This window comes from Clavibacter sp. A6099, assembly GCF_021919125.1.
GTDB classification, from domain to species: Bacteria; Actinomycetota; Actinomycetes; order Actinomycetales; family Microbacteriaceae; genus Clavibacter; species Clavibacter seminis.
Genome location: NZ_CP083439.1, coordinates 1077329 through 1102132, shown reverse-complemented (window position 1 = coordinate 1102132; position 24804 = coordinate 1077329). Strand labels below are relative to the sequence as shown.

The 24804-nt window shown below is 73.1% G+C and carries 24 protein-coding genes; 12 read left to right on the top strand and 12 right to left on the bottom strand.

The window, feature by feature from the left end:
• Nucleotides 1-17: 17 nt before the first annotated feature.
• Nucleotides 18-470, bottom strand: coding sequence for a GtrA family protein (locus KYT88_RS05245; protein ID WP_043584604.1), 453 nt, complete (start codon nt 468-470; stop codon nt 18-20).
• A gap of 180 nt (nt 471-650) precedes the next feature.
• Between KYT88_RS05245 and rfbB the strand changes: the two genes are divergently transcribed.
• The 5 genes from rfbB (at nt 651) to KYT88_RS05220 (ending at nt 5415) form a co-directional block, all read left to right on the top strand.
• Nucleotides 651-1640, top strand: a complete 990-nt coding sequence (gene rfbB, locus KYT88_RS05240) for a dTDP-glucose 4,6-dehydratase (RefSeq protein WP_043584602.1) — start codon at nt 651-653, stop codon at nt 1638-1640.
• Nucleotides 1637-2491, top strand: coding sequence for a dTDP-4-dehydrorhamnose reductase (gene rfbD, locus KYT88_RS05235; protein ID WP_043584600.1), 855 nt, complete (start codon nt 1637-1639; stop codon nt 2489-2491). The genes rfbB and rfbD overlap by 4 nt, the downstream gene beginning before the upstream one ends.
• 93 nt (nt 2492-2584) lie before the next feature.
• Nucleotides 2585-3454, top strand: a complete 870-nt coding sequence (locus KYT88_RS05230; protein ID WP_043584598.1) for an ABC transporter permease — start codon at nt 2585-2587, stop codon at nt 3452-3454.
• Nucleotides 3438-4184: an ABC transporter ATP-binding protein gene (locus tag KYT88_RS05225; RefSeq protein ID WP_012037693.1), complete on the top strand. Its 747-nt coding sequence runs from the start codon at nt 3438-3440 to the stop codon at nt 4182-4184. Before KYT88_RS05230 ends, KYT88_RS05225 begins: the two co-directional genes overlap by 17 nt.
• A 91-nt stretch (nt 4185-4275) precedes the next feature.
• Nucleotides 4276-5415, top strand: coding sequence for a glycosyltransferase family 4 protein (locus KYT88_RS05220; RefSeq protein ID WP_043584595.1), 1140 nt, complete (start codon nt 4276-4278; stop codon nt 5413-5415).
• Between the two features lie 15 nt (nt 5416-5430).
• Here the strand turns inward: KYT88_RS05220 and KYT88_RS05215 are convergent, their stop codons facing one another.
• From KYT88_RS05215 to KYT88_RS05205, 3 genes are read right to left on the bottom strand one after another with little or no spacing between them, the layout of a single operon-like run.
• Nucleotides 5431-6729 carry an LCP family protein gene (locus KYT88_RS05215; protein WP_237583797.1) on the bottom strand — a complete coding sequence of 433 codons (1299 nt, stop codon included), beginning with the start codon at nt 6727-6729 and terminating at the stop codon, nt 5431-5433.
• A gap of 47 nt (nt 6730-6776) precedes the next feature.
• Complete coding sequence (purE, locus tag KYT88_RS05210) at nt 6777-7301, bottom strand: 5-(carboxyamino)imidazole ribonucleotide mutase (protein WP_043584590.1); 525 nt, start codon at nt 7299-7301, stop codon at nt 6777-6779.
• A 54-nt stretch (nt 7302-7355) separates the two neighbouring features.
• The gene (locus tag KYT88_RS05205) at nt 7356-8600 is read right to left on the bottom strand and encodes a 5-(carboxyamino)imidazole ribonucleotide synthase (protein WP_370644813.1); all 1245 of its coding nucleotides are present in this window, start codon (nt 8598-8600) and stop codon (nt 7356-7358) included.
• A gap of 18 nt (nt 8601-8618) precedes the next feature.
• On the opposite strand from KYT88_RS05205, the gene KYT88_RS05200 reads away from it, so the two are divergent.
• On the top strand, nt 8619-9137 hold the full coding sequence (locus KYT88_RS05200; RefSeq protein WP_043584586.1) for a GtrA family protein: 519 nt from the start codon (nt 8619-8621) through the stop codon (nt 9135-9137).
• Between the two features lie 19 nt (nt 9138-9156).
• Here the strand turns inward: KYT88_RS05200 and KYT88_RS05195 are convergent, their stop codons facing one another.
• Nucleotides 9157-9951: a PH domain-containing protein gene (locus tag KYT88_RS05195; RefSeq protein ID WP_043584584.1), complete on the bottom strand. Its 795-nt coding sequence runs from the start codon at nt 9949-9951 to the stop codon at nt 9157-9159.
• Nucleotides 9952-9954: 3 nt separating this feature from the next.
• Complete coding sequence (locus KYT88_RS05190; RefSeq protein WP_043584581.1) at nt 9955-10737, bottom strand: biotin--[acetyl-CoA-carboxylase] ligase; 783 nt, start codon at nt 10735-10737, stop codon at nt 9955-9957.
• 149 nt (nt 10738-10886) lie between these two features.
• Here KYT88_RS05190 and KYT88_RS05185 point away from each other — a divergent pair, with 149 nt between their 5' ends.
• Nucleotides 10887-12458 carry an acyl-CoA carboxylase subunit beta gene (locus tag KYT88_RS05185; protein WP_043584579.1) on the top strand — a complete coding sequence of 524 codons (1572 nt, stop codon included), beginning with the start codon at nt 10887-10889 and terminating at the stop codon, nt 12456-12458.
• Nucleotides 12455-12688 (top strand): acyl-CoA carboxylase subunit epsilon, encoded by a 234-nt coding sequence (locus KYT88_RS05180; RefSeq protein ID WP_043584577.1) that lies wholly within the window; start codon nt 12455-12457, stop codon nt 12686-12688. The genes KYT88_RS05185 and KYT88_RS05180 overlap by 4 nt, the downstream gene beginning before the upstream one ends.
• A 296-nt stretch (nt 12689-12984) precedes the next feature.
• On the opposite strand, the gene KYT88_RS05175 is transcribed toward KYT88_RS05180, so the two are convergent.
• From KYT88_RS05175 to KYT88_RS05160, 4 genes are all read right to left on the bottom strand, one after another.
• The gene (locus KYT88_RS05175; RefSeq protein ID WP_043584575.1) at nt 12985-14007 is read right to left on the bottom strand and encodes a DUF8320 family protein; all 1023 of its coding nucleotides are present in this window, start codon (nt 14005-14007) and stop codon (nt 12985-12987) included.
• Nucleotides 14004-15305 (bottom strand): sensor histidine kinase, encoded by a 1302-nt coding sequence (locus KYT88_RS05170; RefSeq protein ID WP_237583796.1) that lies wholly within the window; start codon nt 15303-15305, stop codon nt 14004-14006. Before KYT88_RS05170 ends, KYT88_RS05175 begins: the two co-directional genes overlap by 4 nt.
• Before the next feature lie 34 nt (nt 15306-15339).
• Nucleotides 15340-16044 (bottom strand): response regulator transcription factor, encoded by a 705-nt coding sequence (locus KYT88_RS05165; RefSeq protein WP_043584572.1) that lies wholly within the window; start codon nt 16042-16044, stop codon nt 15340-15342.
• 98 nt (nt 16045-16142) lie between these two features.
• Complete coding sequence (locus KYT88_RS05160) at nt 16143-17390, bottom strand: class I SAM-dependent RNA methyltransferase (protein WP_043584570.1); 1248 nt, start codon at nt 17388-17390, stop codon at nt 16143-16145.
• A gap of 71 nt (nt 17391-17461) precedes the next feature.
• Between KYT88_RS05160 and KYT88_RS05155 the strand changes: the two genes are divergently transcribed.
• Nucleotides 17462-18133: a Maf family protein gene (locus KYT88_RS05155; protein ID WP_043584568.1), complete on the top strand. Its 672-nt coding sequence runs from the start codon at nt 17462-17464 to the stop codon at nt 18131-18133.
• A gap of 22 nt (nt 18134-18155) precedes the next feature.
• On the opposite strand, the gene KYT88_RS05150 is transcribed toward KYT88_RS05155, so the two are convergent.
• Nucleotides 18156-18683 carry a hypothetical protein gene (locus KYT88_RS05150; RefSeq protein ID WP_043584564.1) on the bottom strand — a complete coding sequence of 176 codons (528 nt, stop codon included), beginning with the start codon at nt 18681-18683 and terminating at the stop codon, nt 18156-18158.
• A gap of 122 nt (nt 18684-18805) precedes the next feature.
• On the opposite strand from KYT88_RS05150, the gene KYT88_RS05145 reads away from it, so the two are divergent.
• Nucleotides 18806-20575 (top strand): acetyl/propionyl/methylcrotonyl-CoA carboxylase subunit alpha, encoded by a 1770-nt coding sequence (locus KYT88_RS05145; protein WP_043584562.1) that lies wholly within the window; start codon nt 18806-18808, stop codon nt 20573-20575.
• A gap of 80 nt (nt 20576-20655) precedes the next feature.
• Here KYT88_RS05145 and KYT88_RS05140 read toward each other — a convergent pair whose 3' ends face one another.
• The gene (locus tag KYT88_RS05140) at nt 20656-22098 is read right to left on the bottom strand and encodes an NAD(P)H-quinone dehydrogenase (RefSeq protein ID WP_043584559.1); all 1443 of its coding nucleotides are present in this window, start codon (nt 22096-22098) and stop codon (nt 20656-20658) included.
• 90 nt (nt 22099-22188) lie between these two features.
• Between KYT88_RS05140 and KYT88_RS05135 the strand changes: the two genes are divergently transcribed.
• The gene (locus KYT88_RS05135; RefSeq protein WP_043584556.1) at nt 22189-23016 is read left to right on the top strand and encodes a purine-nucleoside phosphorylase; all 828 of its coding nucleotides are present in this window, start codon (nt 22189-22191) and stop codon (nt 23014-23016) included.
• Complete coding sequence (locus KYT88_RS05130) at nt 23013-24716, top strand: phospho-sugar mutase (protein ID WP_043584554.1); 1704 nt, start codon at nt 23013-23015, stop codon at nt 24714-24716. The genes KYT88_RS05135 and KYT88_RS05130 overlap by 4 nt, the downstream gene beginning before the upstream one ends.
• The last annotated feature ends 88 nt before the right edge of the window (nt 24717-24804 follow it).

Here is a 24804-nt window from a genome sequence, read left to right as displayed (position 1 = left end):
GTCTAGCAACGGGCCGTTCAGCGGCCGGAGCCGCCCTCGCCTGGCGGCCGGCGGAAGGAGAACCAGCGGTGCCCGACGTAGCTGATGAGGGTGATCACGACCACGATGAGCGCCTGCGCGACCAGGCGCGGCGCCCCGAGCGCGACGAGCAGCGGCAGCGAGACGGCGTTCAGCGTGATGGACACGGCGTACACCGAGACGAAGCGCGCGAGGTCGCGGAGCACATGCCCGCGGACGCGGAACACGAGCCGCCGGTAGAGGAGGAACGCCACGAGGATCGCGACCGCGTAGCTCCCGGCGAGCGGCACGAGCGATCCGAGCACCGGGAGCCCCGCCGCATCGAGCGACCGGCCGGCGGTGGCGGCGAGCCCCGCGAAGAGGAGGAACGCGAAGACGGTGTTGAAGCCGCCGACGAGGAGGAACGCCACGCGCTCGTCGCGGAGGAGCGCGCGGATGCGGGAGGCGGCCATCCCCGCATCCTGCCCGCTCGCCCCCGGGATCCGCCGTGCGGTCCGCGCCTCCCCCGCACGGGGACGTGGCCGCGCGGGTCGTCGCCGGTACACTCGCATGCGGTCCGCCCCCGAACAGCAGCGGACTCTCCCTCGACGTCGGCTCACCCGCCCGGCGTCTCGACGACAGGACGTATCCCCATGAGGATCCTCGTGACCGGCGGTGCCGGCTTCATCGGCTCCAACTTCGTGCGCCACGCGCTGCAGGACCACTACGCCGGGCTCGAGGGCGCCGACGTCGTCGTGCTCGACGCGCTCACCTACTCCGGCAACCTCGAGAACCTCGCGCCCGTCAGCGACTCGCCGCGCTACACGTTCGTCCAGGGCGACATCCGCGACGACGCCGTCCTCGACGAGTGGATCCCGCAGGTCGACGCGGTCGTGCACTTCGCCGCCGAGAGCCACGTCGACCGCTCCGTTCGCGACGCGAGCATCTTCGTGGAGACCAACGTGCTCGGCACCCAGAAGCTGCTCGACGCCGCGCTCCGCCACGACCTGAAGCGCTTCGTGCACGTATCCACCGACGAGGTGTACGGATCCATCGCCGAGGGCTCGTGGGACGAGGAGCGGCCGCTCGAGCCCAACTCCCCCTACTCCGCGTCGAAGGCCGGCAGCGACCTGCTCGCACGCTCGTACCACCGCACGCACGGGCTGAACGTCTCGATCACGCGCTGCTCGAACAACTACGGGCCGTACCACTTCCCCGAGAAGGTCATCCCGCTGTTCGTCACGAACCTCATCGACGACAAGCACGTGCCGCTGTACGGCGAGGGCCTCAACATCCGCGACTGGCTGCACGTCGACGACCACTGCCGCGGCATCGCGCTCGTGCTGGTCCAGGGCGCGCCCGGCGAGATCTACAACATCGGCGGCGGCACCGAGCTCACCAACCGCGAGCTCACGCAGCTGCTGCTCGACGCCACCGGCCGCGACTGGTCGTACGTCGACCGCGTCGAGGACCGCAAGGGCCACGACCTGCGCTACTCCGTCGACATCTCCAAGATCCAGCGCGAGCTCGGCTACGCGCCCCAGGTGCCGTTCGCCGAGGGCCTCGCCGACGTCGTGCAGTGGTACCGCGACAACCGCACGTGGTGGGAGCCGCTGAAGGCGCGCGCCGAGCTGCCCGCGTGAGCCGGATCCTCGTCACCGGCGGCCGCGGCATGCTCGGGCAGGACCTCCTGCCCGCCCTCGCCGCGCACGACGTGACGGCGCCCGGGCGCGCCGAGCTCGACATCACCGACGAGGCCGCGGTCCGCCTGGCCGTCGCCGGGCACGACGTGGTCGTGAACCTCGCCGCGTACACCGCGGTGGACGCGGCCGAGGAGCACGAGGACGAGGCCAGGGCCATCAACGCGACCGGGGCCGGCGTGCTCGCGCGCGCCGCCGCCGATACGGGTGCCCGCATCGTGCACGTCTCCACGGACTACGTCTTCGACGGATCCGCGACCTCGCCCTACCCCGAGGACGCGCCCCACGCGCCCGTGTCCGCATACGGCCGCACCAAGGCCGAGGGCGAGCGCCTGGTGCTCGCCGGCCACCCGGACGGCGCGAGCGTCGTGCGCACCGCGTGGCTCTACGGCGCGGGCGGACCGTCGTTCCCGTCGACCATGCTGCGGCTCGCCGCGTCGCACGACACGGTGTCCGTGGTCGACGACCAGCGCGGCCAGCCGACGTGGACGGTCGACCTCGCGGCGCGCATCGTCGAGCTCGTCGACGCCGGCGCGCCCGCGGGCGTCTTCCACGGCACGGGCACCGGCGAGACGACCTGGTTCGGTCTCGCGCGGGCCGTCTTCGCGGCGGCCGGGCTGGATCCCGAGCGCGTGCGGCCCACCGACAGCGCCTCCTTCGTGCGGCCCGCGCCCCGACCCGCGTACTCCGTGCTCGGGCACGACGCCTGGGCCCGCGTCGGCCTGGCACCGCTCCGCGACTGGCGCGAGGCGCTGTCCGACGCCGCCGGGCACGGCGTCCTCCGGGCACGCTGACGGTTACACTCGTGTCCGGTCCGATCCCGGACGCCTGATCCCCACCGCTCCGCGCCTCGCGCGAGCCCCACGCAGTCCGAAGGGCACCACCACGTGTCGAGCATGACGACCTCCCACTCGCGGGAGTTCTCGAGGCCCGGCACGGGCGCGGGGCTCCTCGACGTGTACCGCCGCCGCTACCTCCTCTCCCTCCTCGTGAAGAAGGAGGTGCAGGTCAGGTACCGCGGATCCGTCCTCGGCTGGCTCTGGTCGTACGTGAAGCCGGCGGCGCAGTTCGCCGTCTTCTTCGTGGCGATGGGCGTCTTCCTGCAGCTGAACCGCAACCAGGTGAACTACCCCGTCTACCTGTTCTCGGGCATCATCCTCATCAACTTCTACACGGAGGCGTTCTCCAACTCCACGAAGTCGCTCGTGGACAACGGGGCGCTGATCAAGAAGATCTACCTGCCGCGGGAGCTGTTCCCGGTGTCGAGCACGTTCGTGGCGCTGGTCAACTTCCTGCCGCAGCTCGTCATCCTGCTGGTCGTCTGCCTGCTGGTGGGCTGGGCGCCGACGCCCGTCCAGGTGCTCGGCATCTTCCTGGCGATCGCGATCATCGGCACGCTGGCCATCGGCCTGGGGATGCTGTTCGGCGCCGCCAACGTCTCCTTCCGTGACTCGCAGAACTTCGTCGAGCTCATCGTCATGGTGGTCGTGTGGGCCTCGCCCGTGCTCTACCCCTACGCGCAGGTCGCGAAGGTGCTGCCGGACTGGCTGCTCGTGATCTACCAGCTCAACCCCGTCACGGCGGCGGTCGAGCTCTTCCACGCCGCGTTCTGGTACCCCACCACGGGCGGCACCGGCGAGCTGCCGCCGAACCTCTGGATGTACGGGTTCATCGCCCTCGGCGTCTCGCTCCTGAGCCTCCTGCTCGGGCAGCTCGTCTTCAAGAAGCTGGAGGGGCGCTTTGCCCAGGACCTCTGAGTCGGACGCGCTCCCGCGCATCATCGTCGAGAACGTGCGGAAGTCATTCCTCCTCCGCCACACGCACTCCATCAAGGAGACGGTCATCGCGGCCGTCCGCCGGAAGCCGCTCGCCTCGACCTTCGACGCGCTCGAGGACGTGAGCTTCGAGGTGCGCCCCGGCGAGTCGGTCGCGCTCATGGGCTTCAACGGATCCGGCAAGTCGACGCTCCTCAAGCTCATCTCCGGCGTGTACCAGCCCGACAGCGGCGAGGTCCTCGCGCGCGGGCGCATCGCCGGCCTCATCGAGGTGGGCGCGGGATTCCACCCAGACCTCTCCGGACGCGAGAACATCTACCTCAACGCCGCGATCCTCGGCATGGAGCAGCACGAGATCGATGCGCGCTTCGACCAGATCGTCGAGTTCAGCGAGATCGAGAAGTTCATCGACACCGAGGTCAAGCACTACTCCTCGGGCATGTTCCTGCGGCTCGCGTTCTCGGTCGCCATCCACACCGAGGTCGACATCCTGCTGGTGGACGAGATCCTCTCGGTGGGCGACGAGCCGTTCCAGCGCAAGTGCCTCGCCAAGATCCGCGAGCTGCACGATCAGGGCAAGACGCTCGTGGTCGTCAGCCACGACCTCGACATGGTGTCGGACCTGTGCGAGCGCGGGATCCTCATCCAGTCGGGCAAGGTCGCGTTCGACGGCCCGTCCAAGGACGCGGTCGAGCGGATGCGCCGGAGCTGACCCCGCCGGGCGCTCCTCCCGGATCCCCGAGGCGCCCGCCGGTACGATGGTCCTCCCGCGGGCCGACCCGACACCCGCGCGATGGAGGACCGTGACCACCACGCTGCGCGTGATCATCGACCAGCTGACCGGCCCCACGCCCGGCGGCATCGGCCGCTACTCCGAGGACCTGACGAGGGCCATCGTCGCGTCGACGCCGAGCGGGTGCGAGGTCGAGGGCGTCGTCTCCGCGGTCACGCCCGAGCAGACGTCCGACCTCGAGCAGCGCCTGCCCGGCCTCGCCCGCATCGCCCGCGTCCCGCTCCCCCGTCGCGAGCTCTCCCGCGCCTGGCAGCTGGGCCTCCCGACGCCCGGCACGACCGGCATGGTCCACGCGCCCGGGCTCCTCGCACCGCTGCGCCGCCACGACCGCGTGAACACGAACGACCAGATCGTCGCCACCATCCACGACGTCAACGCGTGGACGCACCCGGAGAGCATGACGAGCGCCTCCGTCTCCTGGACGAAGGCCATGGCCAAGCGCGCCCGCAAGCACGCAGACGCCGTGGTGGTCCCGTCGCACGCGCTGGCCGAGGAGCTCGCCCGCTACGTCGACCTGGGCGACCGGGTGCGGGTGATCGGCGGCGCCGTGAGCCCGCGCATCGCCCTGCCGGAGGATCCCGACGCCCGCGCCGCCGAGCTCGGCCTCCCCGCCGACTACCTGCTCACCGTCGGCAGCCTCGAGCCGCGCAAGGGGGTCCAGGCGCTCGTGCAGGCGCTCGTGCGCCCGGAGACCGGCGACCTCCCGCTCCTCATCGTCGGCCCCGCCACGTGGGGCGACGTCGAGCTCGCGCAGGTGGCGGACGAGGCGGGCGTCGACCCGTCGCGCGTGCGCAGCCTCGGATCCCTCACGGACGCCGACCTGGCCGTCGCGCTCGACCGCGCCACGGTCTTCGTGCACCCCAGCCTGTCGGAGGGCTTCGGCCTGCCCGTCGTGGAGGCGCTGTCCTTCGGCACGCCCGTCGTGCACTCGGACGCTCCGGCGCTCCTCGAGGTCGCGGCCGACGCGGGCGTCGTGGTGCCGCGCGAGGATCCCGACGGCTACCCCCTGCGCCTCGCCGAGGCGATCGGCGGCCTGCTGTCCGACACGGCTGCGCGCGAGCGCCTCGCCGTCGTCGGGCAGGACCGCGCCCGAGCCTTCAGCTGGCGCGACTCCGCCGAGAAGGTCTGGCAGCTGCACGCCGACCTGTAGGCGCGGTTCCCGCGATCAGCCCGCTGATCCGTTCGCGAACTGCTGCTGGATCGCCTGGCGGATGGCCGGGAAGTCCGGCTTCTGCGAGTCGAACCTCGGCGGCACGATCTCGAGGTCGTCGATGGGCTGGTCCTTCGTCTTCAGCGCGAGCTGCGTGAAGTAGCCGAGCATGCCGCGCGGGATGTCGGTCTTCACCACCTGCTGGCCGGCCTGGGCGATCGCGTCGAACTTGGTGAGCACGTTGGCCGGGTCGAACTGCTTGAGCACCGCCTGCTGCACCTCGCGCTGGCGCGACATGCGGTCGTAGTCCGTCGTCTGGTAGCGGGATCGCGCGTACCAGAGCGCGTGGTAGCCGTCGAGCTTCTGCTCGCCGGGCTCGATCCACTCGGGGATGGGCACCGGCCGGAACTTGTCGTCGTGCCCGGAGCCCATGCCGATGCGGCGCTTCACGTCGATGTCGATGCCGCCGAGCGCGTCCACCATCTCGGCGAAGCCCTGCATGTCGATGAGCGCGTAGTACTGGATCGTGAGCCCCGTGACGCCCTGCACGGCCTCGCGCATCGCCTCGATGCCGGGCAGGCTGCCCTTCTCCTTCGCGTCGGGGTAGAGGTCCTGCTTGTAGACCTCGACCTCGGTGTAGATCGAGTTGAGCATGCAGGCGTCCACGTCGCAGCGCTGGTAGCCGTTCGGGTAGCGCTTCTGGAGGGGCGAGCCGTCGGAGAAGGGCACCTTCTCCATGTCGCGCGGCAGGCCCACCATGGTCGCGCGCCCGGTGTCGGCGTCGATGCTGACCACGGTGATGCTGTCGGGGCGGAGGCCCGCGCGGTCGCTGCCGGCGTCGCCGCCGAGCAGCATGATGTTGTACCGGCCGTCGACCGGGGCCTCGGTCGCGTAGTCGCCGAAGATCCCGCCGAGGGCGCCGCGGCCGACGCCGACGATGTAGGCGGCGTAGCCCGCGGATCCGGCCGTGCCGACCAGGAGCAGCACCGACAGCGCCGCGATGATCGGGCGGGCCCGGGGCGCGACGCGGACGATGCGCGCGAGCCGCAGGGTGTCGAGCGAGAGCACGACCCACAGCAGGGCGTACGCCGCCAGCAGCGCCTGCAGCACCACGAGCAGCCACTCCTGGGACACGACCTGGATGAGCGCGCCGCGCGCGAACAGCGCGAGGCCGCCGACCACGACGGCGAGCGCCCACACGGCGAGCGTCGAGGCGAGCCCGATGCGGCCGAGGCGGCGGTTCCCCGCGAGGACCTGGGCGGATCCGGGGATGAGGACGTTCAGCACCACGAGCCACCAGGCCCGGGTGGTCATGACGCGCGGGGACCGGCTGTCCGGGTGCCGGATGGGCTGGGTCAGGCTCACGTGCGCGACGACACCTTCTGCTGCAGCGCGGCGTTCTTCCGCTCGACGAGCTCGGCGAGCTCGGCGCGGTGGCGCGCGAGGGCTCCCGCGATGCGGTCGTCGGAGGTGGAGAGGATGCGCGCGGCGAGGAGCCCCGCGTTCTCCGCTCCGCCGATGGAGACGGTGGCCACGGGCACGCCCGCGGGCATCTGCACGATCGACAGCAGGGAGTCCATGCCGTCGAGGGTCGACAGGGGCACGGGCACGCCGATGACCGGCAGTGTGGTGACGGAGGCGATCATGCCGGGGAGGTGGGCGGCACCGCCCGCGCCGGCGACGATCACGCGGATCCCCCGCTCGCGCGCGGTCTGCCCGTACGCGATCATCCGCTCGGGCGTGCGGTGCGCGGACAGCACCTCGACCTCGTGGGCGATGCCCAGGGCGTCGAGCGCGACGGACGCCTTCTCCATCACGTTCCAGTCGGAGTCGGAGCCCATGACGAGGCCGACGAGTGCAGGGGTGTCGGGATTCACGGGCTCCATGCTAGGTGCCCGGTCCTGCGCGCCCGCCGCGCCACGCAGCCCGCCCGCGCCCGGTCAGCCCCGGAAGAACGCCGCGGCCGCGCGCGCCCGGTACGCGGTCTCGTCGAGGTCGTCGCCGACCACCGTGACGTGCCCGACCTTGCGGCCGGGTCGCGGGTCCTTGCCGTAGAAGTGGAAGCGCGCCTCGGGCTGGTCGGCGAGCGCCCGCGGGTAGCGGTCCGCGACGGTGCCGGTCTCCGGCCCGCCCAGCACGTTGATCATCACCGACCAGGGCGCGAGCGGCCGGGTGGATCCGAGCGGCAGGTCGAGCACCGCCCGCAGGTGCTGCTCGAACTGGCCCGTGACCGCGCCGTCCATGGACCAGTGCCCGGTGTTGTGCGGGCGCATGGCCAGCTCGTTGACGAGCAGGCGCCCGTCGACGGTCTCGAACAGCTCGACCGCGAGGACCCCCGTGACGCCGAGCCCCTCCGCGATCCCGCGCGCCATCCCCTCCGCCGCCTCGCGCAGCCGGGCGCTCGCGCCGTGCGCGGGCGCGATGACCTCGGCGCACACGCCGTCGCGCTGGATCGACTCGACGACGGGCCACGCGGCGATGTCGCCCGACGGCCGGCGGGCGACGGACTGCGCGAGCTCGCGCGCGTAGTCGACGAGCTCCTCCGCGAGCAGCGCGTCGCCCGCGCCGAGCGCGTCGAACCAGTCGCCCGCCTCGTCGGCGGAGCGCACCACCCGGACGCCCTTGCCGTCGTATCCGCCGCGCGGCGTCTTCACGACCGCGACGCCGCCGTTCTCGGCGAGGAAGGCGGCGAGCGCCTCCCGGTCGGCGACGCGCGCCCAGATCGGCACCGGGACGCCCAGCTGCTCGAGCCGCTCCCGCATGAGCAGCTTGTCCTGCGCGACGAGCAGGGCGTCCGGCCCCGGGTGCACCGCGACGCCCTCGGCGACGAGCGCGCGGAGGACGTGCTGCGGCACGTGCTCGTGGTCGAACGTGATCACGTCGACGTCCCGTGCGAAGGCGCGGACGACGTCGAGGTCCTGGTAGTCGCCGATCGCCGTGGCGGCGAGCCCGGCGGACATGCCGTCGGCCTCGGCGAGCACGCGGATCCCGATGCCGAGCTCGACGGCGGGGGCGATCATCATCCGGGCGAGCTGGCCGCCTCCGACGACTCCTACGGTGGGCGTCATGGTGTCCTCCTGGTGCGGGTGAGCGGGTCCGCGGGCGCCTGCGGCGGCCTCGGGACGGTCGGTGGGCGGGACCAGCCGGTAACATCGTCCGTCACGCCACCCGACATCCTCCCCCATCCAGGACGGACCCCGCCCATGTCCCCCCGTCGCTCCCTCGCCTCGCTCGGCGTGCAGATCGCGCAGTTCGGGCTCGTCGGCGGCGCGGGCTTCCTAGTCGACCTCGCGGTCTTCAACCTGCTGCGCGCCACGGTCTTCCACCCCGACGCCGTCGAGGCCGGGCCGCTGCTCGCCAAGGTCGCGTCGACCGTCGTCGCCATCGCCGTCAACTGGGTGGGCAACCGCTACTGGACGTTCGGCAAGCAGCGCACCACGCGCCGCGGCCGGGAGGCGCTCGAGTTCCTGGCGGTGAGCCTGCTCGGCATGGTCATCGGGCTCGCGTGCCTGTACGTCTCGCACTACGTGCTGGGGCTCACGTCGCCGCTCGCGGACAACGTCTCCGCCAACGTCATCGGCCTGGGGCTCGGATCCGCGGTGCGCTTCGTGCTCTACCGCCAATGGGTCTACTCCCCCGCCCGGCGCCACGCGGCACCGCAGGTCCCCGTGGCGTCCGGGGCAGCGCGCACGGACGACGCGGACCGGGTCGCGGTCTCCTAGGCCCCCGACCCGCGACCGGTCAGCCGCGCTGCCAGGGCTGCGTGTCGTCCGGCCACACCGATCGGGGCTCGTCCTGCTGCCGCCACGCCGGGTCGCCGGGCCGCCCGCGGCGCGACTCCTCCTGGCGGCGGCGCTCGGCCACCATGTTGGCGTTCTCCTCCATGAGGTCCTGGAGCGCCTGGACGACGAGCACCGCGGACGGCACGTCCCGGAGCACGACGGGCGACTCGAGGCCGGCGTTGATGGTGACGTGGCCGCTGCGGTGCAGGTGCTGCAGCGGGCCGCGGCGGAGGGTCACGTCGTAGCCGCGCGAGTGGAGCAGCTCCTGCCGGGTGCGCACGAAGAAGCCGTGCGACACGATGAGGCGCCTGGTCGTGACCGTGTAGCGGCGGTTCAGCCAGACCAACACGGGCAGCAGCGTGACGAACACCGCGACGCCGGCGAGGGACACGAGCAGCAGCGCGTTCTCCCACGGCTCCGGGAACCAGCCGCCGAAGTACCCGCCCGTGAGGCAGATCGCGAGCAGCAGCAGCACCGGGAGCGTGAGGGCGCGGCCGTGCGGGCGGAGGCGGACGAGCACGCGCTCGGGGTCGGCGGCGACCACCTGCTGCTGCGGTGCGGCGGGCGGGGCAGCGGGGCGGCCGAGGCGCGGATCCACGTCGTGCGACGAGATGAGGCGGCCCGCCTCGTCCTCGGCGACGCGACGGCGCTCCTCCTTCTCGGCCTTGCGACGGGCCCGGCGTCCGCCGCGGACGGGGAGCGCCCGCCCGCCCTCTCCGGGTGCGTACCGCTGCGTGTCACCCGTGTGCGCCATGCCTCATTGATACCGCAGATGCGTCACGTCGCCCGCGGCGACAGACGTCACGGCCCGATCCCCGGCGGACTCGACGGTGAGCCGACCGTCGTCGTCGACCCCGGTCGCGCGGCCGAGGAGCTCGCCGCCGCCCGGCAGCTCGACGCGGACGTCTCGGCCGATGGTGGCGCAGGTGCGGGCCAGCTCGTCGACGAGCCCCGCCGCGCGCGCGTCGCCGTCGGCGTCCGCCCAGGCCAGGTACCTGGTGCGGAACGCCCGGAGGTAGGCGGCCAGGATCGCGTCCACGTCCGGGTCCTGCACGCCCGCGAGCCGCAGGGACGTGGCGGTGGGCGTCGGCAGCTCCGCCTCCTCGAGCGTCAGGTTGAGGCCCGTGCCCACCAGCATGCGGCCGGGCGCGACCAGCTCGCCGAGGATCCCGGACACCTTCCGGCCGCCCACGTGCACGTCGTTCGGCCACTTGAGCGTCACCTCGGCGGGCTCCGGCACGACGTCGCGCAGGGTCGCGACCAGCCCGAGCCCGGCGACGAGCGGCAGCCAGCCGGGGTCGAGGTCCGCGCGCCCGGGGACGCAGAGGACGCTCACCGCCAGGGTGCGCCCGGGCGGCGCCGTCCAGACGCGGCCGCGGCGGCCGCGCCCCGCCGTCTGGTCGAGCGTGAGCACGACGGATCCGTCCGGCCAGCCGACCGGGTCCGCGGTCGCCCTCCGGGAGAGCTCGTCGTTGGTCGAGCCGACCGAGTCCAGGGCGAGGAGGCGCGGGGCGGCGAGGCGGCTGAGCGGGAGGTCCATGCCGTCACCGTACCGAGCGGATCAGGAGGTGATCGCACCCCGGACCCGCCGTCTTCTGTGCGTGGTCCACAAGAGCGGGGCGCGCACCCGCCGGTACAGTGAGGCGGGTGACTGCACACGAGCCAGACGAGGACGCCGGCGCCCCGGACATGTACACGACCGCAGGCAAGCTCGCCGACCTGAAGAGGCGCTACCACGAGGCCGTCACCGCGAGCGGCGAGGCCGCCATCGAGAAGCAGCACGCGCGCGGCAAGATGACCGCCCGCGAGCGCATAGACCAGCTGCTGGACCACGGGTCCTTCGTCGAGCTCGACGAGTTCGTCCGCCACCGCACGCACGCGTTCGGCATGGACGCCAAGCGGCCGTACGGCGACTCCGTCGTCACCGGCACGGGCACCATCGACGGGCGCCAGGTCGCCGTCTACTCGCAGGACTTCACGATCTTCGGCGGATCCCTCGGCGAGGTCGCGGGCGAGAAGATCATCAAGGTCATGGAGCTCGCCATCAAGACGGGCGTGCCCATCATCGGCATCCTCGACTCGGGCGGCGCCCGCATCCAGGAGGGCGTGGTCGCGCTCGGCAAGTACGGCGAGATCTTCCGCCTCAACACCCGCGCGTCGGGCGTCATCCCGCAGATCTCGCTCATCATGGGCCCGGCCGCCGGCGGCGCCGTCTACTCCCCCGCCCTCACCGACTTCGTGATCATGGTCGACAAGACCAGCCACATGTTCGTCACCGGACCCGACGTCATCAAGACCGTCACGGGCGAGGAGGTCGGCTTCGAGGAGCTCGGTGGTGCCCTCACCCACAACAAGGTCTCGGGCGTCGCCCACTACCTCGCGAGCGACGAGGACGACGCGCTCGACTACGCCCGCACGCTCCTCGGGTTCCTGCCGGACAACAACCTCGCCGAGCTGCCGGAGTTCCCGCGCACGGCCGACCTCGAGATCACGGCGCAGGACCTCAAGCTCGACACGATCATCCCGGACAGCCCGAACCAGCCCTACGACATGAAGACGATCATCGAGCTCGTCGTCGACGACGGCGAGTTCCTCGAGACGCAGCCGCTGTTCGCGCCCAACATCATCGTCGGGTTCGCGCGCGTCGAGGGGCGCTCCGTCGGCATCGTGGCCAACCAGCCGAACGCGATGGCGGGCACGCTCAACATCGAGGCGGGCGAGAAGGCCAGCCGCTTCGTGCGGTTCTGCGACGCGTTCTCCATCCCGATCCTCACGCTCGTCGACGTGCCCGGGTACCTGCCCGGCACCGAGCAGGAGTGGACGGGCGTCATCCGCCGGGGCGCGAAGCTGCTGTACGCGTACGCGGAGGCGACCGTGCCGCTCGTCACCGTCATCACGCGCAAGGCGTACGGCGGCGCGTACATCGTCATGGGATCCAAGCAGCTGGGCGCCGACATCAACCTCGCGTGGCCCACGGCCGAGATCGCGGTGATGGGCGGCCAGGGCGCCGTCAACATCCTCTACCGCGGCGAGATCAAGGGCGCCGAGCAGGCCGGCGAGGACGTCGCCGCCGTGCGCACGCGGCTCGCGAACGAGTACACGTACAACGTCGCGAGCCCGTTCCTCGCGGCGGAGCGCGGCGAGCTCGACAACGTCATCCAGCCGGCGGCCACGCGCGCGTCGGTCGTCAAGGCCCTGCGGGCGCTGCGCACCAAGCGCGCGAGCCTGCCGCCCAAGAAGCACGGGAACATCCCGCTGTGAGCGACGCGCAGACGCCGGCGGACGCCGCGCTCGGCGGCTTCCGCGTCCTCGGCGGCTCGCCCACCGAGGAGGAGCTCGCCGCAGCGACCGCGGTCATCGCGGCGCTGGCGGCGCAGCCCGCTGCCGAGCAGCCCGTGCGCCCTGCGCCGGACGCCTGGCAGCGGTCGCAGCGCAGCGTCCGCGGCACGCTGGTGCCGGGTCCCGGTCGCTGGCGCGGCTTCTCGGGCTGACCGATCGCCCGGCCCACGGGGTGCGTGCGCCGCACGCCGTGTCCTCCCAAATGACGACTTGGCCGGTCCCTCCCGCTGCGTGAGACTCGTCGTGCTGGGGGGCCCGCATCGCGGGTCAGTCAACACGGCGTCGTCCATCTGTGGTGAGCAGACGACGCCGGGGGGCGGATCATCCCGATGCTCGGGTCATCGGGATGACCGGAGAGGCGCGGGGGCGGACGGTGCAGGCACCGGCCCCCGCGCCTCTCAGCATCACCGACCGGTCACGCGCGCTGCGCCGGTCGACTCCGCGCAGGTCAGGTGCGCGGGCGCGGGATCTCCAGCCACAGGTCGACCTCGTCGTCCAGGTCGTCGCTGCCCAGGAGGCTCGCGCTGCCGTCGCCCGCGACGCTCAGGCCGACGACGGTTATGGCGGTGTCGGATCCCTCTGGCACCGTCCGGGCGATGATCTTGTCCGCCCGCGTGTCCCGCACGGCGGCGGCCAGCCGGTCGAGCACGACGTCGCGCGTGGCGTCGTCGAGGTCGTCGATGCCGCCCTCGTCCAGGAGCGTGACGACCGCCCCGCGGCGCCGGGCGAGCATGACCTGCTCGCGGACGGCGTCGTTGAGGAGCGTGCGCCCGCGGATCTCGTCGCGGATCGCGCCCTCGAGGTACAGGCACTCCTGCCGCTCCTCCGGGGAGAGGTCGCCGCCCGTCTCCACGATGCGGCGGAGCATGGGGACGGCCATCCGGCTGGTCTGGCGGAGCCGGAACTGCCGCTCGTAGAGGTGCGCCTCCTGCGCCGCCTGCCAGTCCGCCGCCTCGCGCTCGGCGCGATGGAACTGCCGGGCGTCGCGTGCGGCCTTGGCGAGGGCGTGCGCGAGGACGTGCGAGACGGCCACCCACAGCGCGCTGCCCGTGACGCCGTATGCGACGAGCCCACCCGGGCCGCCCCAGAGCACGGTCTGGACCGCGAGGATCACGATGCCCGCCCACGCGAAGCCCTGACGACGGCGGGCGGAGGTGATGGTCATCAGCGTGCCGACCGCGGCGACGTGCCACGTGGTGAACGGCGCGAGCGGCCCGGGCGTGAGCTGGCTGGTCACGAGGACGGGCACGACCGTCGCCACGGCGAGGTTGAACGAGGCGAGCCAGACGGGCATCACCGTGGGGCTCGTGGGCCACAGGCTCATGAGCGTGGCGACGAGGTACAGCGCGACCGCGACGAGCGTGACGGCCGGATCCGCTGGGGCACCGATCGCAACCAGCGCGAGCACCACGTGGTACGCCGAGAAGAGGGCGGCGAGGCCCAGCACGATCGAGCGCGGGACGACGATCACCGGTTGCCCCTCTCGCGATCCGGCCGTTCGGTCGGGGACGCGTCGAGGTCCCCGGGGAGGAGGGGGCGATCGGGCACGGCGGCGTCCGCCGGGGCGGGCCAGCGGATCCGCACGGCCGTGCCCTCCCCCGGCGCCGAGTCGATGGTGACGAGCCCGCCGGCCTGCGCCACGCGCTCCTTGATGGACACGCGGAGCCCCAAGCGCTCCGTGGGGATGCGGCGCTGGTCGAATCCGACGCCGTCGTCGACGACGTCGATCGCCACGCCCTCGTCGCCGTGGCCGGAGATGACGAGCATCCGGGTGATGCTCTCGGCCGAGGTGCCGGCGTGCTGGAGGCTGTTCATCATCGCCTGCACCGCCGCGGAGTAGATGGCCTCGGCCGTGGCCACCGGGACCGTGCGCGCGCCGAGGTCGCGCGTCTCGAGGACGAACGGCGCGGAGAGCGCGGAGGCGGCGTCGACGATGCGCTTCGCGACGGCGCGGAGGGGCACCGAGGCGTCGTCGTCCGTGCCCTGCTCCGCCGCGGCCAGGTGCCCCATCGCGTTCGCGGCCATCGTGGCGGCGAGCTTCCGGGCCGCCGGATCCGCGGTGCGGGCCGCCGAGAGCAGCGTGGTGAGCACGCTGTCGTGCACGATCGCGTCGACCTGCACGCGCTCCACCTCCGTGGCGTGCTGGCGCACCGCGTGCGAGTAGCGCGTCAGCGCGGTGCCCTGCGCCCAGTCGACCCCGAGGGCCGCCTGTCGGAGCACCGTGACGATCATCAGGACCGAGCCGCCGAGGATGATCGAGTAGAGGACCTGCAGGAACGAGTCGAGCGGCGTGATCACGCCGTGGCGCAGCGCCACCTCGAGGAAGCCGAGCCCGAGCGGCACGGCGACCGTGTAGATCACCGCGATCCAGAGGCGGAACGCCATCGCGGCGCACGTGGTCGCCACCGTGAGCTCCTGGTAGAGGAACGGCTGCGGGACGGTCGAGAGGGTCTCCGGCACGATCGCGAACGGCCACGTCGCGAGCGCGAGGACGAAGACCAGGGCGACGGTCGCATGCGCGGGCACGACCCCGCGGCGGATCACGCCGGCGACGCAGGTCCAGACGAGGCTGCCGAAGAACACCACCAGGAAGGCGATGCTCCAGGCCGGGCGCATGGCGTCCAGCTGGCCGTTGATGACCTGCAGCGACTGGAGGGCGAAGAGGAGGCCGAACGCGCTGGCGCCGCGGCCGAGGATCGTCTCGATGCGGGCGAGGCTGATGGGGTTGTCGGGGGTCCGCGGCGGGGCGCCGGCGAGGGCGCGCGTCACGGGAGCCGCGGAGCGCGGCGCGCTGGCCGGAGGCCTAGCGGCCATCGCCGCCGTCCTGGTCCAGTCCCGGGAGGATGCCGTCCTCCACGGCGCGGCGGAGCAGGTCGACCTTGGTGGGGGCGGGGCGGCCGACCTCGACGTACTTCACGCGGATCCGGTCGAGGTACTCGCGCGCCGTGCTGTTCGCGATGCCCAGCTGCTGCGCGACGAGCTTGAGCGGCAGGCCGGAGGCGTACAGGTGGAGCACGTCGCGCTCGCGCCGGCCGAGCTGGGCCTTCGCGAAGTCGCGGTCCGCGTCGATGGCGGTCGCCCACTCCAGGTTGTTGAGCACGTCGCCGCGCGCGACGGTGGCGACGGCCGCCATGACGGTCTGCGTGGCCGACGACTTGGGGATCACCCCGGCGGCACCGGCGGCGAGCGCCTCGCGGACGCTCGCGACGCGGTCGGCGATGCTGTGGACGAGCACCGCGGCACCCGTGCCCTGCGCGGCCTTGACGTTGTCGGTGACGGAGGAGCCGTCCCCCAGCGAGAGGTCGAGGACGACGACGTCGCACTCCCGGCCGACCAGGCCCTCGACGAGCTCGCGGGCGTTCGCGGCCGCGAGGATGAACTCGAACCCGGCGTCGACGCACGCGGCCTTGAGGCCGAGCCGCACCGACTCGTGGTCGTCGACGACGGCGACGCGGACGGGCGGACGGCCTTCGGTCACCTGATCGGATCCCTGCGTGGTCTCGGTCATCCGGATCCCCCTCGTCGCGTGGTGCCGTCGAGCTCCGACGATCGCCTCGCCCACTGTATCGCCCGTCCGCCGCGTCCCCTCGGCGGCGGATGCCCCGGTCAGGAGGCGGCGGGCACCAGCACGGCCACGCTCTCGACGTGGTGGGTGTGCGGGAAGAGGTCGAACGACCGCACCGAGCGGAGCTCGTAGCCGCGCTCGGCGAACAGCGCCACGTCGCGGGCCAGTGCGACGGGATCGCACGCCACGTAGACGACCTGCGCCGGGCGCAGCTCGGCGAGCGCGTCGACGACGGGCTTCTTCGCGCCCGCGCGCGGCGGGTCGAGGACGACGGTCGCCGCCTGCAGGCGACGACGCTCGGCGGGGCTCGCCTCGCGGACTAGGTTCTGCAGGTAGCGGTCGACGCGCGCCGTGAGCGACGCGGCGCCCACCCACTCCGCCAGGTTGTCGCCGGCGAACTCGGTCGCGACCTCGTCGCTCTCCACGCTCGTGATCCGCACGGTGTCGCCGAAGCGGTCGCCCACGGCCGCGGCCAGGAGCCCGACCCCGCCGTAGAGGTCGAGGTTCGCGGCGCGCGGGTCGAAGAGGGCCTCGTCGATGGAGGACTGGACGGCGTCGTAGAGGGTCTCGGCGGCACGGCGGTGCACCTGCCAGAAGCCGCCGGCCTCCAGCTTGAACTCGCGGTCGTGGACGCGCTCGGTGATGGTGTCGCGGCGCTGCGGCTTGCCGTCGATGAGGAGCATGCGCACGTGGCCGTCGGAGGGGGCGACGAGGTCGATCCCCTCGACTCCGGGGAAGCGCTGCCCGAACGGCGCCGCGCCGTTGACGCCGGCCGTGGCGAGCGGGAGCGTCTCGACGGGGATCACCCGATGCGAGCGCGAGGCGTACGGGCCGACCAGGCCGTCGTCGGCCACGTGCAGGCTGACGCGCGTGCGCCAGCCGAGCCCGTCGGACTCGTCGTCGCCGGGGAGCGCCTGGACCTCGACGTCCATGTCGACGTGCGCCATCCGGGACAGCGAGTCGACCACGACCTGGCGCTTGAGCTCGCGCTGGTGGGCGAGGCGGATGTGGCCGAGCTCGGCGCCGCCGACGCGGTCCTCGGGGGCGCGGTCGACGGAGGCCTCGGCCCAGACGTGCGGCCGGCGGTGCGGCGACGCGTCGAGCACCTCGACCGTGTCCGCGCGCCAGAAGGACTTCTTCGAGTCCTCGGTGATGCGCGCCCGCACCCGCTCGCCGGGGATCGCGTCCGAGACGAAGATCACCCGGCCGTCGTGCCTGGCCACGGACACCCCTCCGTGCGCCATGTTCGTCACGTCCACCTCGACCTCGCGGCCCACCTGCTCACCCATGCGGCAACCCTGACACACGCGGAGGCGTCCCCGGGACGCGCGGTGCGGGACGGGCGTGCCACCATGTCGGCGTGACCACGCGCCTCCACCTCGCCTCCACTTCCCCCGCCCGCCTGGCCCTGCTGCGCTCCGCCGGCATCGAGCCCGTCGTGCTGCCGTCCGACGTCGACGAGCCCGCGGCCGTCGCGGCGGCCGAGGTGAGTCAGGGACCGCTCGGCCCCGAGGACATGGTGCAGCTGCTCGCGCGCGCCAAGGCCGAGGCGGTCGTCGGGCAGCTCGTCGCGGGTGCGCCGATCACGGGACTCGTGCTCGGCGGCGACTCGGCCTTCGAGATCGACGGCCTCGTGCACGGCAAGCCGCACACCGTCGAGCGCGCCACCGAGCGCTGGCGGGCGCAGCGCGGTCGGGAGGGGCGGCTGCACTCCGGGCACTGGCTGATGGAGGTGGCCGACGGCCGCATCGTGCGCGGCATCGGGCGCGCGGCCGTCGCGGACGTGCGCTTCCGCGCCGACATCACCGATGCGGAGATCGACGCCTACGTCGCGACGGGCGAGCCGCTGCTCGTCGCCGGGTCGTTCACCATCGACAGCCTCGGCGCCGCCTTCATCGAGCGGATCCAGGGCGACCCGAGCACGGTCGTCGGCCTGTCGCTGCCCACGCTGCGCGGTCTCGTCCGGGAGCTCGGCACGGAGTGGACGGACCTCTGGAACCGGCAGGGTGCCGTGGAGGCGCGGCTCGTCTGAGCGGCGGGCGCGCCGGCGGGCGTCAGCCCATCCCGAGGACCTCGATGCGGTCGGCGAGGTACGCGTCGAGCGCCCGCGTCTCGTGCGCGGCCGGCCCCCACTGCACGCGGAGCTCGCGGCCGCGCAGGCTGAGGGGCCCGGATCCGCGCGCGAGCGACGCCGCGTCGAGCGCGATCGGCTCCCAGTCGTAGTCGACCGCGTCGCCCTCCTCGAAGGCGCGGACGGCCTGGCGCCTCGCCTCCTTGCGCGCCTCGACTCCCGAGTCCAGGCCCTGCGATCGCGTGGGCTCCACGGCGCGCGTGATGCTGCCGGTGCGGCGGAGGGATCCGTCGGCCGAGAGGAGCAGCACGCCGAGGCGCCAGGCCCGGCCGACCGGCACCATGGCCGGCTGCCGCTTGATGGGCCCGAACGAGCGCTTGGCGCGCACCTCGGCGAGCGCCTCGTCGGGCGCGCGGCGTGCCTGCAGCTCGGCGACCGTGGCAGCCAGCAGCTCCCGGAGGTCGGCCGCTGCGGCACGCGCGTCGTCGTCGCCGGTGCCGGGTGCGGTCATGCGTCGATCATGCCAGGGGCGCGACGCGACCGGCGGGTTGTGGGCGCGCCTACCCGACGGCCCCTCATGTTTGTGCGGACCCTCCGAAGCCGGGCGCTGCACGCACCCTAGGCTGGGGTCTCATGACGCGTGTGAACAAGGTCCTCATCGCCAACCGGGGCGAGATCGCCGTCCGCATCATCCGGGCGGCGAGGGATGCGGGGATCGGATCGGTCGCCGTCTACGCGGACCAGGACCGCGACGCGCTGCACGTCACGCTCGCCGACGAGGCGTACGCCCTCGACGGGCAGACGAGCGCCGACACCTACCTCGTCATCGCCAAGCTCCTCTCCATCGCCCGGCGCTCCGGCGCGGACGCGGTGCACCCGGGCTACGGGTTCCTCGCCGAGAACGCCGACTTCGCCCAGCAGGTCATCGACGCCGGCCTCACCTGGATCGGCCCGTCCCCGAGCGCCATCCAGCAGCTCGGCGACAAGACCACGGCCCGGCACGTCGCCGAGCGCGTGGGCGCACCGCTCGCCCCCGGCACGCTCAACCCCGTCTCCGGCGCCGACGAGGTGCTCGACTTCGTCGACGTGCACGGCCTGCCCGTCGCCATCAAGGCGGCGTTCGGCGGCGGCGGCCGCGGCCTGAAGGTCGCCCGCACCCGCGAGGAGGTGCCGGAGCTGTTCGAGTCCGCCACTCGCGAGGCCGTCGCGGCGTTCGGCCGCGGCGAGTGCTTCGTCGAGAAGTACCTCGACCGCCCGCGGCACGTCGAGACCCAGTGCCTCGCCGACTCGGCCGGGAACGTCGTCGTGATCTCCACCAGGGACTGCTCGCTGCAGCGCCGCCACCAGAAGCTCGTGGAGGAGGCGCCCGCGCCGTTCCTCACCGACGAGCAGAACGCCCAGCTCTACGCCGCGTCCAAGGCGATCCTGCGCGAGGTCGGCTACGTCGGCGCCGGCACGTGCGAGTTCCTCGTCGCGCAGGACGGCACCATCTCCTTCCTCGAGGTCAACACGCGCCTCCAGGTCGAGCACCCGGTCTCCGAGGAGGTCACGGGCATCGACCTCGTGCGCGAGCAGTTCCGCATCGCCGCGGGCGGCCTCATCGACTACGAGGACCCGGCGCCGCGCGGCCACTCGTTCGAGTTCCGGATCAACGGCGAGGACCCGGGCCGCGGCTTCTTCCCGGCTCCCGGTCCCGTGCACGTGTTCCAGGCGCCCGGCGGCCCCGGCGTGCGCGTCGACTCGGGCGTCCGCGCCGGTGACGTGATCTCGGGCGCGTTCGACTCGCTGCTCGCCAAGCTCATCGTCACGGGGTCCAGCCGCGAGGACGCCCTCGAGCGCTCGCGCCGCGCCCTCGACGAGTTCGAGGTGCAGGGCCTGCCCACCGTCCTCCCCTTCCACCGCGCGATCGTGCGCGACGCGGCCTTCGCCCCGGCGGACGGCGCGCCCTTCTCCGTCTACACGCGCTGGATCGAGACCGAGTTCGACAACACCATCGAGCCGTGGTCCGGCGCGCTGGAGGACGCCGCCGAGGCTCCCGCCCGGCACACCGTCGTGGTCGAGGTCGGCGGCAAGCGCATCGAGGTGAGCCTCCCCGAGGACCTCGCGCCCGCCGCGGGCGCGTCCTCGTCCCGCCGCGCGGCGGCGGCCCCGGCCCGGCGCAAGCAGTCCGGATCCGTCGACACCTCGGGCGGCGGATCCGTCACCTCGCCCATGCAGGCCACCGTCGTCAAGCTCGCGGTCGAGGAGGGCCAGCAGGTCGTCAAGGGCGACCTCCTCGTCGTCCTCGAGGCGATGAAGATGGAGCAGCCGCTCACGGCGCACACCGCGGGCACCGTCTCCGGGATCGCCGCCGAGGTCGGGCAGACCGTCCCGTCGGGGCACCGGCTGCTCGACATCGTCTGACCCGCGCACCACGCGACGACGGCCGGTCCCCTCGGGGGCCGGCCGTCGTCGCGTGCGGGCCGCGCGGTGCGGCCGACGCGTCAGAGGACGATGTGCATCGCGCGCGCCGCGTCGGAGATGCTGCCCGAGAGCGACGGGTACACGGTGAACGCGCGCGCGACGTCGTCCACCGTGAGCCGGTGCTCCACGGCGAGGGCGAGCGGGAAGATCAGCTCGCTCGCCTTGGGGGCGACGATGACGCCGCCGATGACCGTGCCCGAGCCGGTGCGGGCGAACAGCTTCACGAAGCCGTCCTTCACGTTCTGCATCTTCGCGCGGGGGTTGGACGCGAGCGGCAGCTTGTAGATGTCGCCCTGCGCGAGCCCCTCCTCGATCTGCTTCTGCGACCAGCCGACCGTCGCGATCTCCGGCTGCGTGAAGATGTTCGAGGTCACGTTGCGGAGCTCGGTGGGGCTGACCGCGTCGCCCATCGCGTGGTAGACGGCCGTGCGGCCCTGCATCGACGCGACCGAGGCGAGCGGCAGGAACGTGGTGCAGTCGCCCGCCGCGTAGACGCTCGGCACCGAGGTGCGCGCGACGCGGTTGACGCGGATGTGGCCGGAGTCGCTCATCTGCACGCCCGCCTCCTCGAGGCCGATGCCCGCCGTGTTCGGCACGGATCCGACCGCCATGAGGCAGTGGCTGCCCTCGACGACGCGGCCGTCGCTGAGCGTCGCGACCACGCCGTCGCCCTGGCGCACGACCGACTCGGCGCGCGACTTCGAGAGCACGGTCATGCCGTTGCGGGTGAAGACGTCCTCGATGACGCGCGCCGCGTCGGCGTCCTCGCCGGGCAGGACCTGGTCGCGGGAGGAGATGAGCGTGACCTTCGCGCCGAGCGCGGTGTAGGCCGAGGCGAACTCGGCGCCCGTGACGCCGGATCCGACGACGATGAGGTGCTCGGGCACGCAGTCCATCGTGTAGAGCTGCGTCCAGGTGAGGATCCGCTCCCCGTCGGGCTTCGCGGTGTCCAGGATGCGGGGACTCGCGCCCGTGGAGATGACCGTGGTGTCCGCGTCGATCTCGTCGAAGTCGGTGCCTCGTCCGCCACCGCGGCCCGTGGAGACGATGATGCGGTTCGGCCCGTCGAGCCGGCCCTCGCCCTGCACGATGCGGACGCCCGCGCGGATGAGGCTCGACTTCATGTCCTCGGACTGCTGGCGCGCGAGCCGCAGCAGGCGGTCGTTGACGGCCTGCAGGTTGACCGCGACCTCGGGGCGCACGGGCCGACGGGTCGCCTCGCCGCGGGAGAAGAACTGGACGCCGAGGTCGGCGGCCTCGCCGAGCGCGTTGGTGGCCTCCGCGGTGGCGATGAGGGTCTTCGAGGGGACGACGTCGGTCATCACGGCCGAGCCGCCGACGCCCACGCGCTCCACCAGCGTCACCTCCGCGCCGAGCTGCGCTCCGGCGATGGCGGCCTCGTAGCCGCCTGGACCCCCTCCGAGGATCGCGATCCGCTGGTTGGCCTCGAACTCGTATCCCATGCGCACATCATCCCGTAGGCCCGCGGCCCGCGCGAACCCGCTCGTCGTGGCGGCCGGGGCCGCCCGCGCCCGCGCATTTAGGATCGGGGCATGACGTACAGCAACCCCCTCGAGTCGCCCGACGCCGACCCCCAGGAGATCGCGCGGCAGGCGGCCGGGCAGATCGCCGAGCTCACGGGCGTCGAGCGCCACGACATCGCCCTCACGCTCGGCAGCGGATGGGGGAAGGCGGCGGATCTCATCGGCGAGACCACCGCGACGATCCCCGCGACGGAGGTCGTCGGCTTCTCGAAGCCCGCGCTGGAGGGCCACGTCGGCTCGCTCCGCAGCGTCCTGCTGCCCTCCGGCCGCCGCGCCCTCGTCATCGGCGCGCGCACCCACTACTACGAGGGCCACGGCGTCCGCCGGGTCGTGCACAGCGTGCGCACCGCCGCCGCGACCGGCGCGAAGACCATGATCCTCACCAACGGCGCGGGCGGCATCAAGGAGCACTGGACCCCCGGCACCCCCGTCCTCATCAGCGACCACATCAACCTCACCGCCGACTCCCCGCTCGAGGGCGCGACCTTCATCGACCTCACCGACCTCTACTCGGCGAGGCTCCGGGCGATCGCCCACGAGGTCGAGCCCGACCTCGACGAGGGCGTCTACTGCCAGTTCCGCGGCCCGCACTACGAGACGCCGGCCGAGGTGCGGATGGCGAAGGCGATCGGCGGCCACATCGTCGGCATGTCCACCGCGCTCGAGGCCATCGCCGCGCGCGAGGCCGGCATGGAGGTGCTGGGCATGTCGCTCATCACGAACCTCGCCGCCGGGATCCAGAAGACCCCGCTCAGCCACGAGGAGGTCATCGAGGCCGGCCGCGCCGCCGAGGGCCGCATCGGCGGCATGCTCGCGCGCATCGTGGGCGCCCTGTGAGCCGCGAGGAGACCGCGGCGCTGGTCGCGGCCGCGCGCGCCTGGCAGGCGCAGGACCCGGATCCCGTCACGCGCGCCGAGGTCGACGAGCTGCTCGCCCTCGTCGACGGCACCGCCGCCGGGGCCTCCGCGGCCGACCGCGAGCAGGCGGCCGCCGGGATCCGCGACCGCTTCCAGACGCGCCTCCAGTTCGGCACCGCCGGGCTCCGCGGCGAGCTGGGCGCGGGTCCGAACCGCATGAACCGCGTGCTCGTCTCGCAGGCCGCCGCCGGCTTCGCCGACTACCTCCGCAGCCGCAGCCCGCGGCCCAGCATCGTCATCGGCTACGACGGGCGCCACAACTCCCGGGTCTTCGCCGAGGACACCGCGCGGATCATGGCCGGCGCAGGCGTCCGCACGGTGCTGCTCCCCCGGGCCCTGCCCACTCCCGTCCTCGCGTACGCGGTGAAGCACCTCGCCGTGAGCGCGGGCGTCATGGTCACGGCGTCGCACAACCCGGCGCGCGACAACGGCTACAAGGTCTACCTCGGCGACGAGGACCACGGCGCGCAGATCGTCAGCCCGGCCGACCGCGACATCGCGGCCTTCATCCACAAGGCCGCCGGCGAGCGCACCGTGCAGCAGCTGCCGACGGCGGACGACTTCGAGATCGCGCCCGAGACGCTGATCGACGCCTACGTCGAGGAGACGGCCGACCTGTTCGCCGCCCCGCTCGCCCCCCTGAAGTGGGTCTACACGCCGCTGCACGGCGTCGGGTGGGAGACCGCGGCGCGCGTGTTCGACGCGGTCGGCGTCGACGCGCCCGTCGTCGTCGCCGCGCAGGCGGATCCCGACCCCGACTTCCCCACGGTCGACTTCCCGAACCCCGAGGAGCCGGGCGCGCTCGACCTCGCGTTCGAGGCGGCCGTGCGGTCCGACGCCGAGCTCATCATCGCCAACGACCCCGACGCCGACCGGCTCGCGGTCGCCATCGCGGACGAGCACGGGGCCTGGCGCCGCCTCTCGGGCAACGAGGTCGGCATGCTGCTCGGCCTGGGCATCGCCGAGCGCTACGCCGCCGACGGCAACACGGGCACGTTCGCCTCGTCCCTCGTCTCCTCCCCCGCGCTCGAGGTCGTCGCCCGGGAGCTGGGCTTCGGCTACCGCGAGACGCTCACGGGGTTCAAGTGGATCAGCCGCGTGCCGGATCTGATCTACGGATACGAGGAGGCGCTCGGCTACCTGGTCGCGCCCTGGATCACGAGCGACAAGGACGGCATCTCCGCCGCCGTCGCCGTGCTGCACGGCGTGATGCTGCTCAAGTCGCGCGGGCAGACCATCGACGACTACGACCGCGAGTTCGCCGAGCGGTTCGGCTCCTTCGCGAGCGACCAGATCTCGGTGCGCGTCACCGACCTCGCCGTCATCCCGCGGATCATGGCGAAGCTCAGGCAGTCGCCGCCGACGTCGATCGGATCCCGTCGCGTCGAGCGCATGGACGACCTCGCCGAGGGCACGGCCGACCTGCCGCCGAGCGACGTGCTCCGCTTCCACCTGGGCGACGGCGCGCGGCTCATCGTGCGTCCGAGCGGCACGGAGCCGAAGATCAAGGTCTACCTCGACGCGCAGAGCACCGAGGGCACCGTGGCCGAGCGCCGCGACGCCGCGCGTGCCGTCGTCGCCGACCTGGCGCAGGCCGTGCCGCTCCTGCTCGAGGTCTGAGGCGGGCACCCGCGGGCCGTCGGGCGGCCCGCGGGCGTGTGCGCGACGTTCACTGGTAGTGGAGCTATCAGTGCGCTAACCTCGCGGC

Coding starts and splice junctions, on each gene's coding strand:
- KYT88_RS05150 (WP_043584564.1), bottom strand. CDS start 18,683: ATGACCGCACCCGGCACCGGCGACGACGACGCGCGTGCCGCAGCGGCC.
- KYT88_RS05215 (WP_237583797.1), bottom strand. CDS start 6,729: ATGACCACCCGGGCCTGGTGGCTCGTGGTGCTGAACGTCCTCATCCCC.
- KYT88_RS05195 (WP_043584584.1), bottom strand. CDS start 9,951: ATGGCGCACACGGGTGACACGCAGCGGTACGCACCCGGAGAGGGCGGG.
- KYT88_RS05135 (WP_043584556.1), top strand. CDS start 22,189: ATGACGTACAGCAACCCCCTCGAGTCGCCCGACGCCGACCCCCAGGAG.
- KYT88_RS05205 (WP_370644813.1), bottom strand. CDS start 8,600: ATGGGGGAGGATGTCGGGTGGCGTGACGGACGATGTTACCGGCTGGTC.
- KYT88_RS05200 (WP_043584586.1), top strand. CDS start 8,619: ATGTCCCCCCGTCGCTCCCTCGCCTCGCTCGGCGTGCAGATCGCGCAG.
- KYT88_RS05140 (WP_043584559.1), bottom strand. CDS start 22,098: ATGGGATACGAGTTCGAGGCCAACCAGCGGATCGCGATCCTCGGAGGG.
- purE (WP_043584590.1), bottom strand. CDS start 7,301: ATGGAGCCCGTGAATCCCGACACCCCTGCACTCGTCGGCCTCGTCATG.
- rfbB (WP_043584602.1), top strand. CDS start 651: ATGAGGATCCTCGTGACCGGCGGTGCCGGCTTCATCGGCTCCAACTTC.
- KYT88_RS05190 (WP_043584581.1), bottom strand. CDS start 10,737: ATGGACCTCCCGCTCAGCCGCCTCGCCGCCCCGCGCCTCCTCGCCCTG.
- KYT88_RS05160 (WP_043584570.1), bottom strand. CDS start 17,390: ATGGGTGAGCAGGTGGGCCGCGAGGTCGAGGTGGACGTGACGAACATG.
- KYT88_RS05245 (WP_043584604.1), bottom strand. CDS start 470: ATGGCCGCCTCCCGCATCCGCGCGCTCCTCCGCGACGAGCGCGTGGCG.
- KYT88_RS05185 (WP_043584579.1), top strand. CDS start 10,887: ATGTACACGACCGCAGGCAAGCTCGCCGACCTGAAGAGGCGCTACCAC.
- KYT88_RS05145 (WP_043584562.1), top strand. CDS start 18,806: ATGACGCGTGTGAACAAGGTCCTCATCGCCAACCGGGGCGAGATCGCC.
- KYT88_RS05165 (WP_043584572.1), bottom strand. CDS start 16,044: ATGACCGAGACCACGCAGGGATCCGATCAGGTGACCGAAGGCCGTCCG.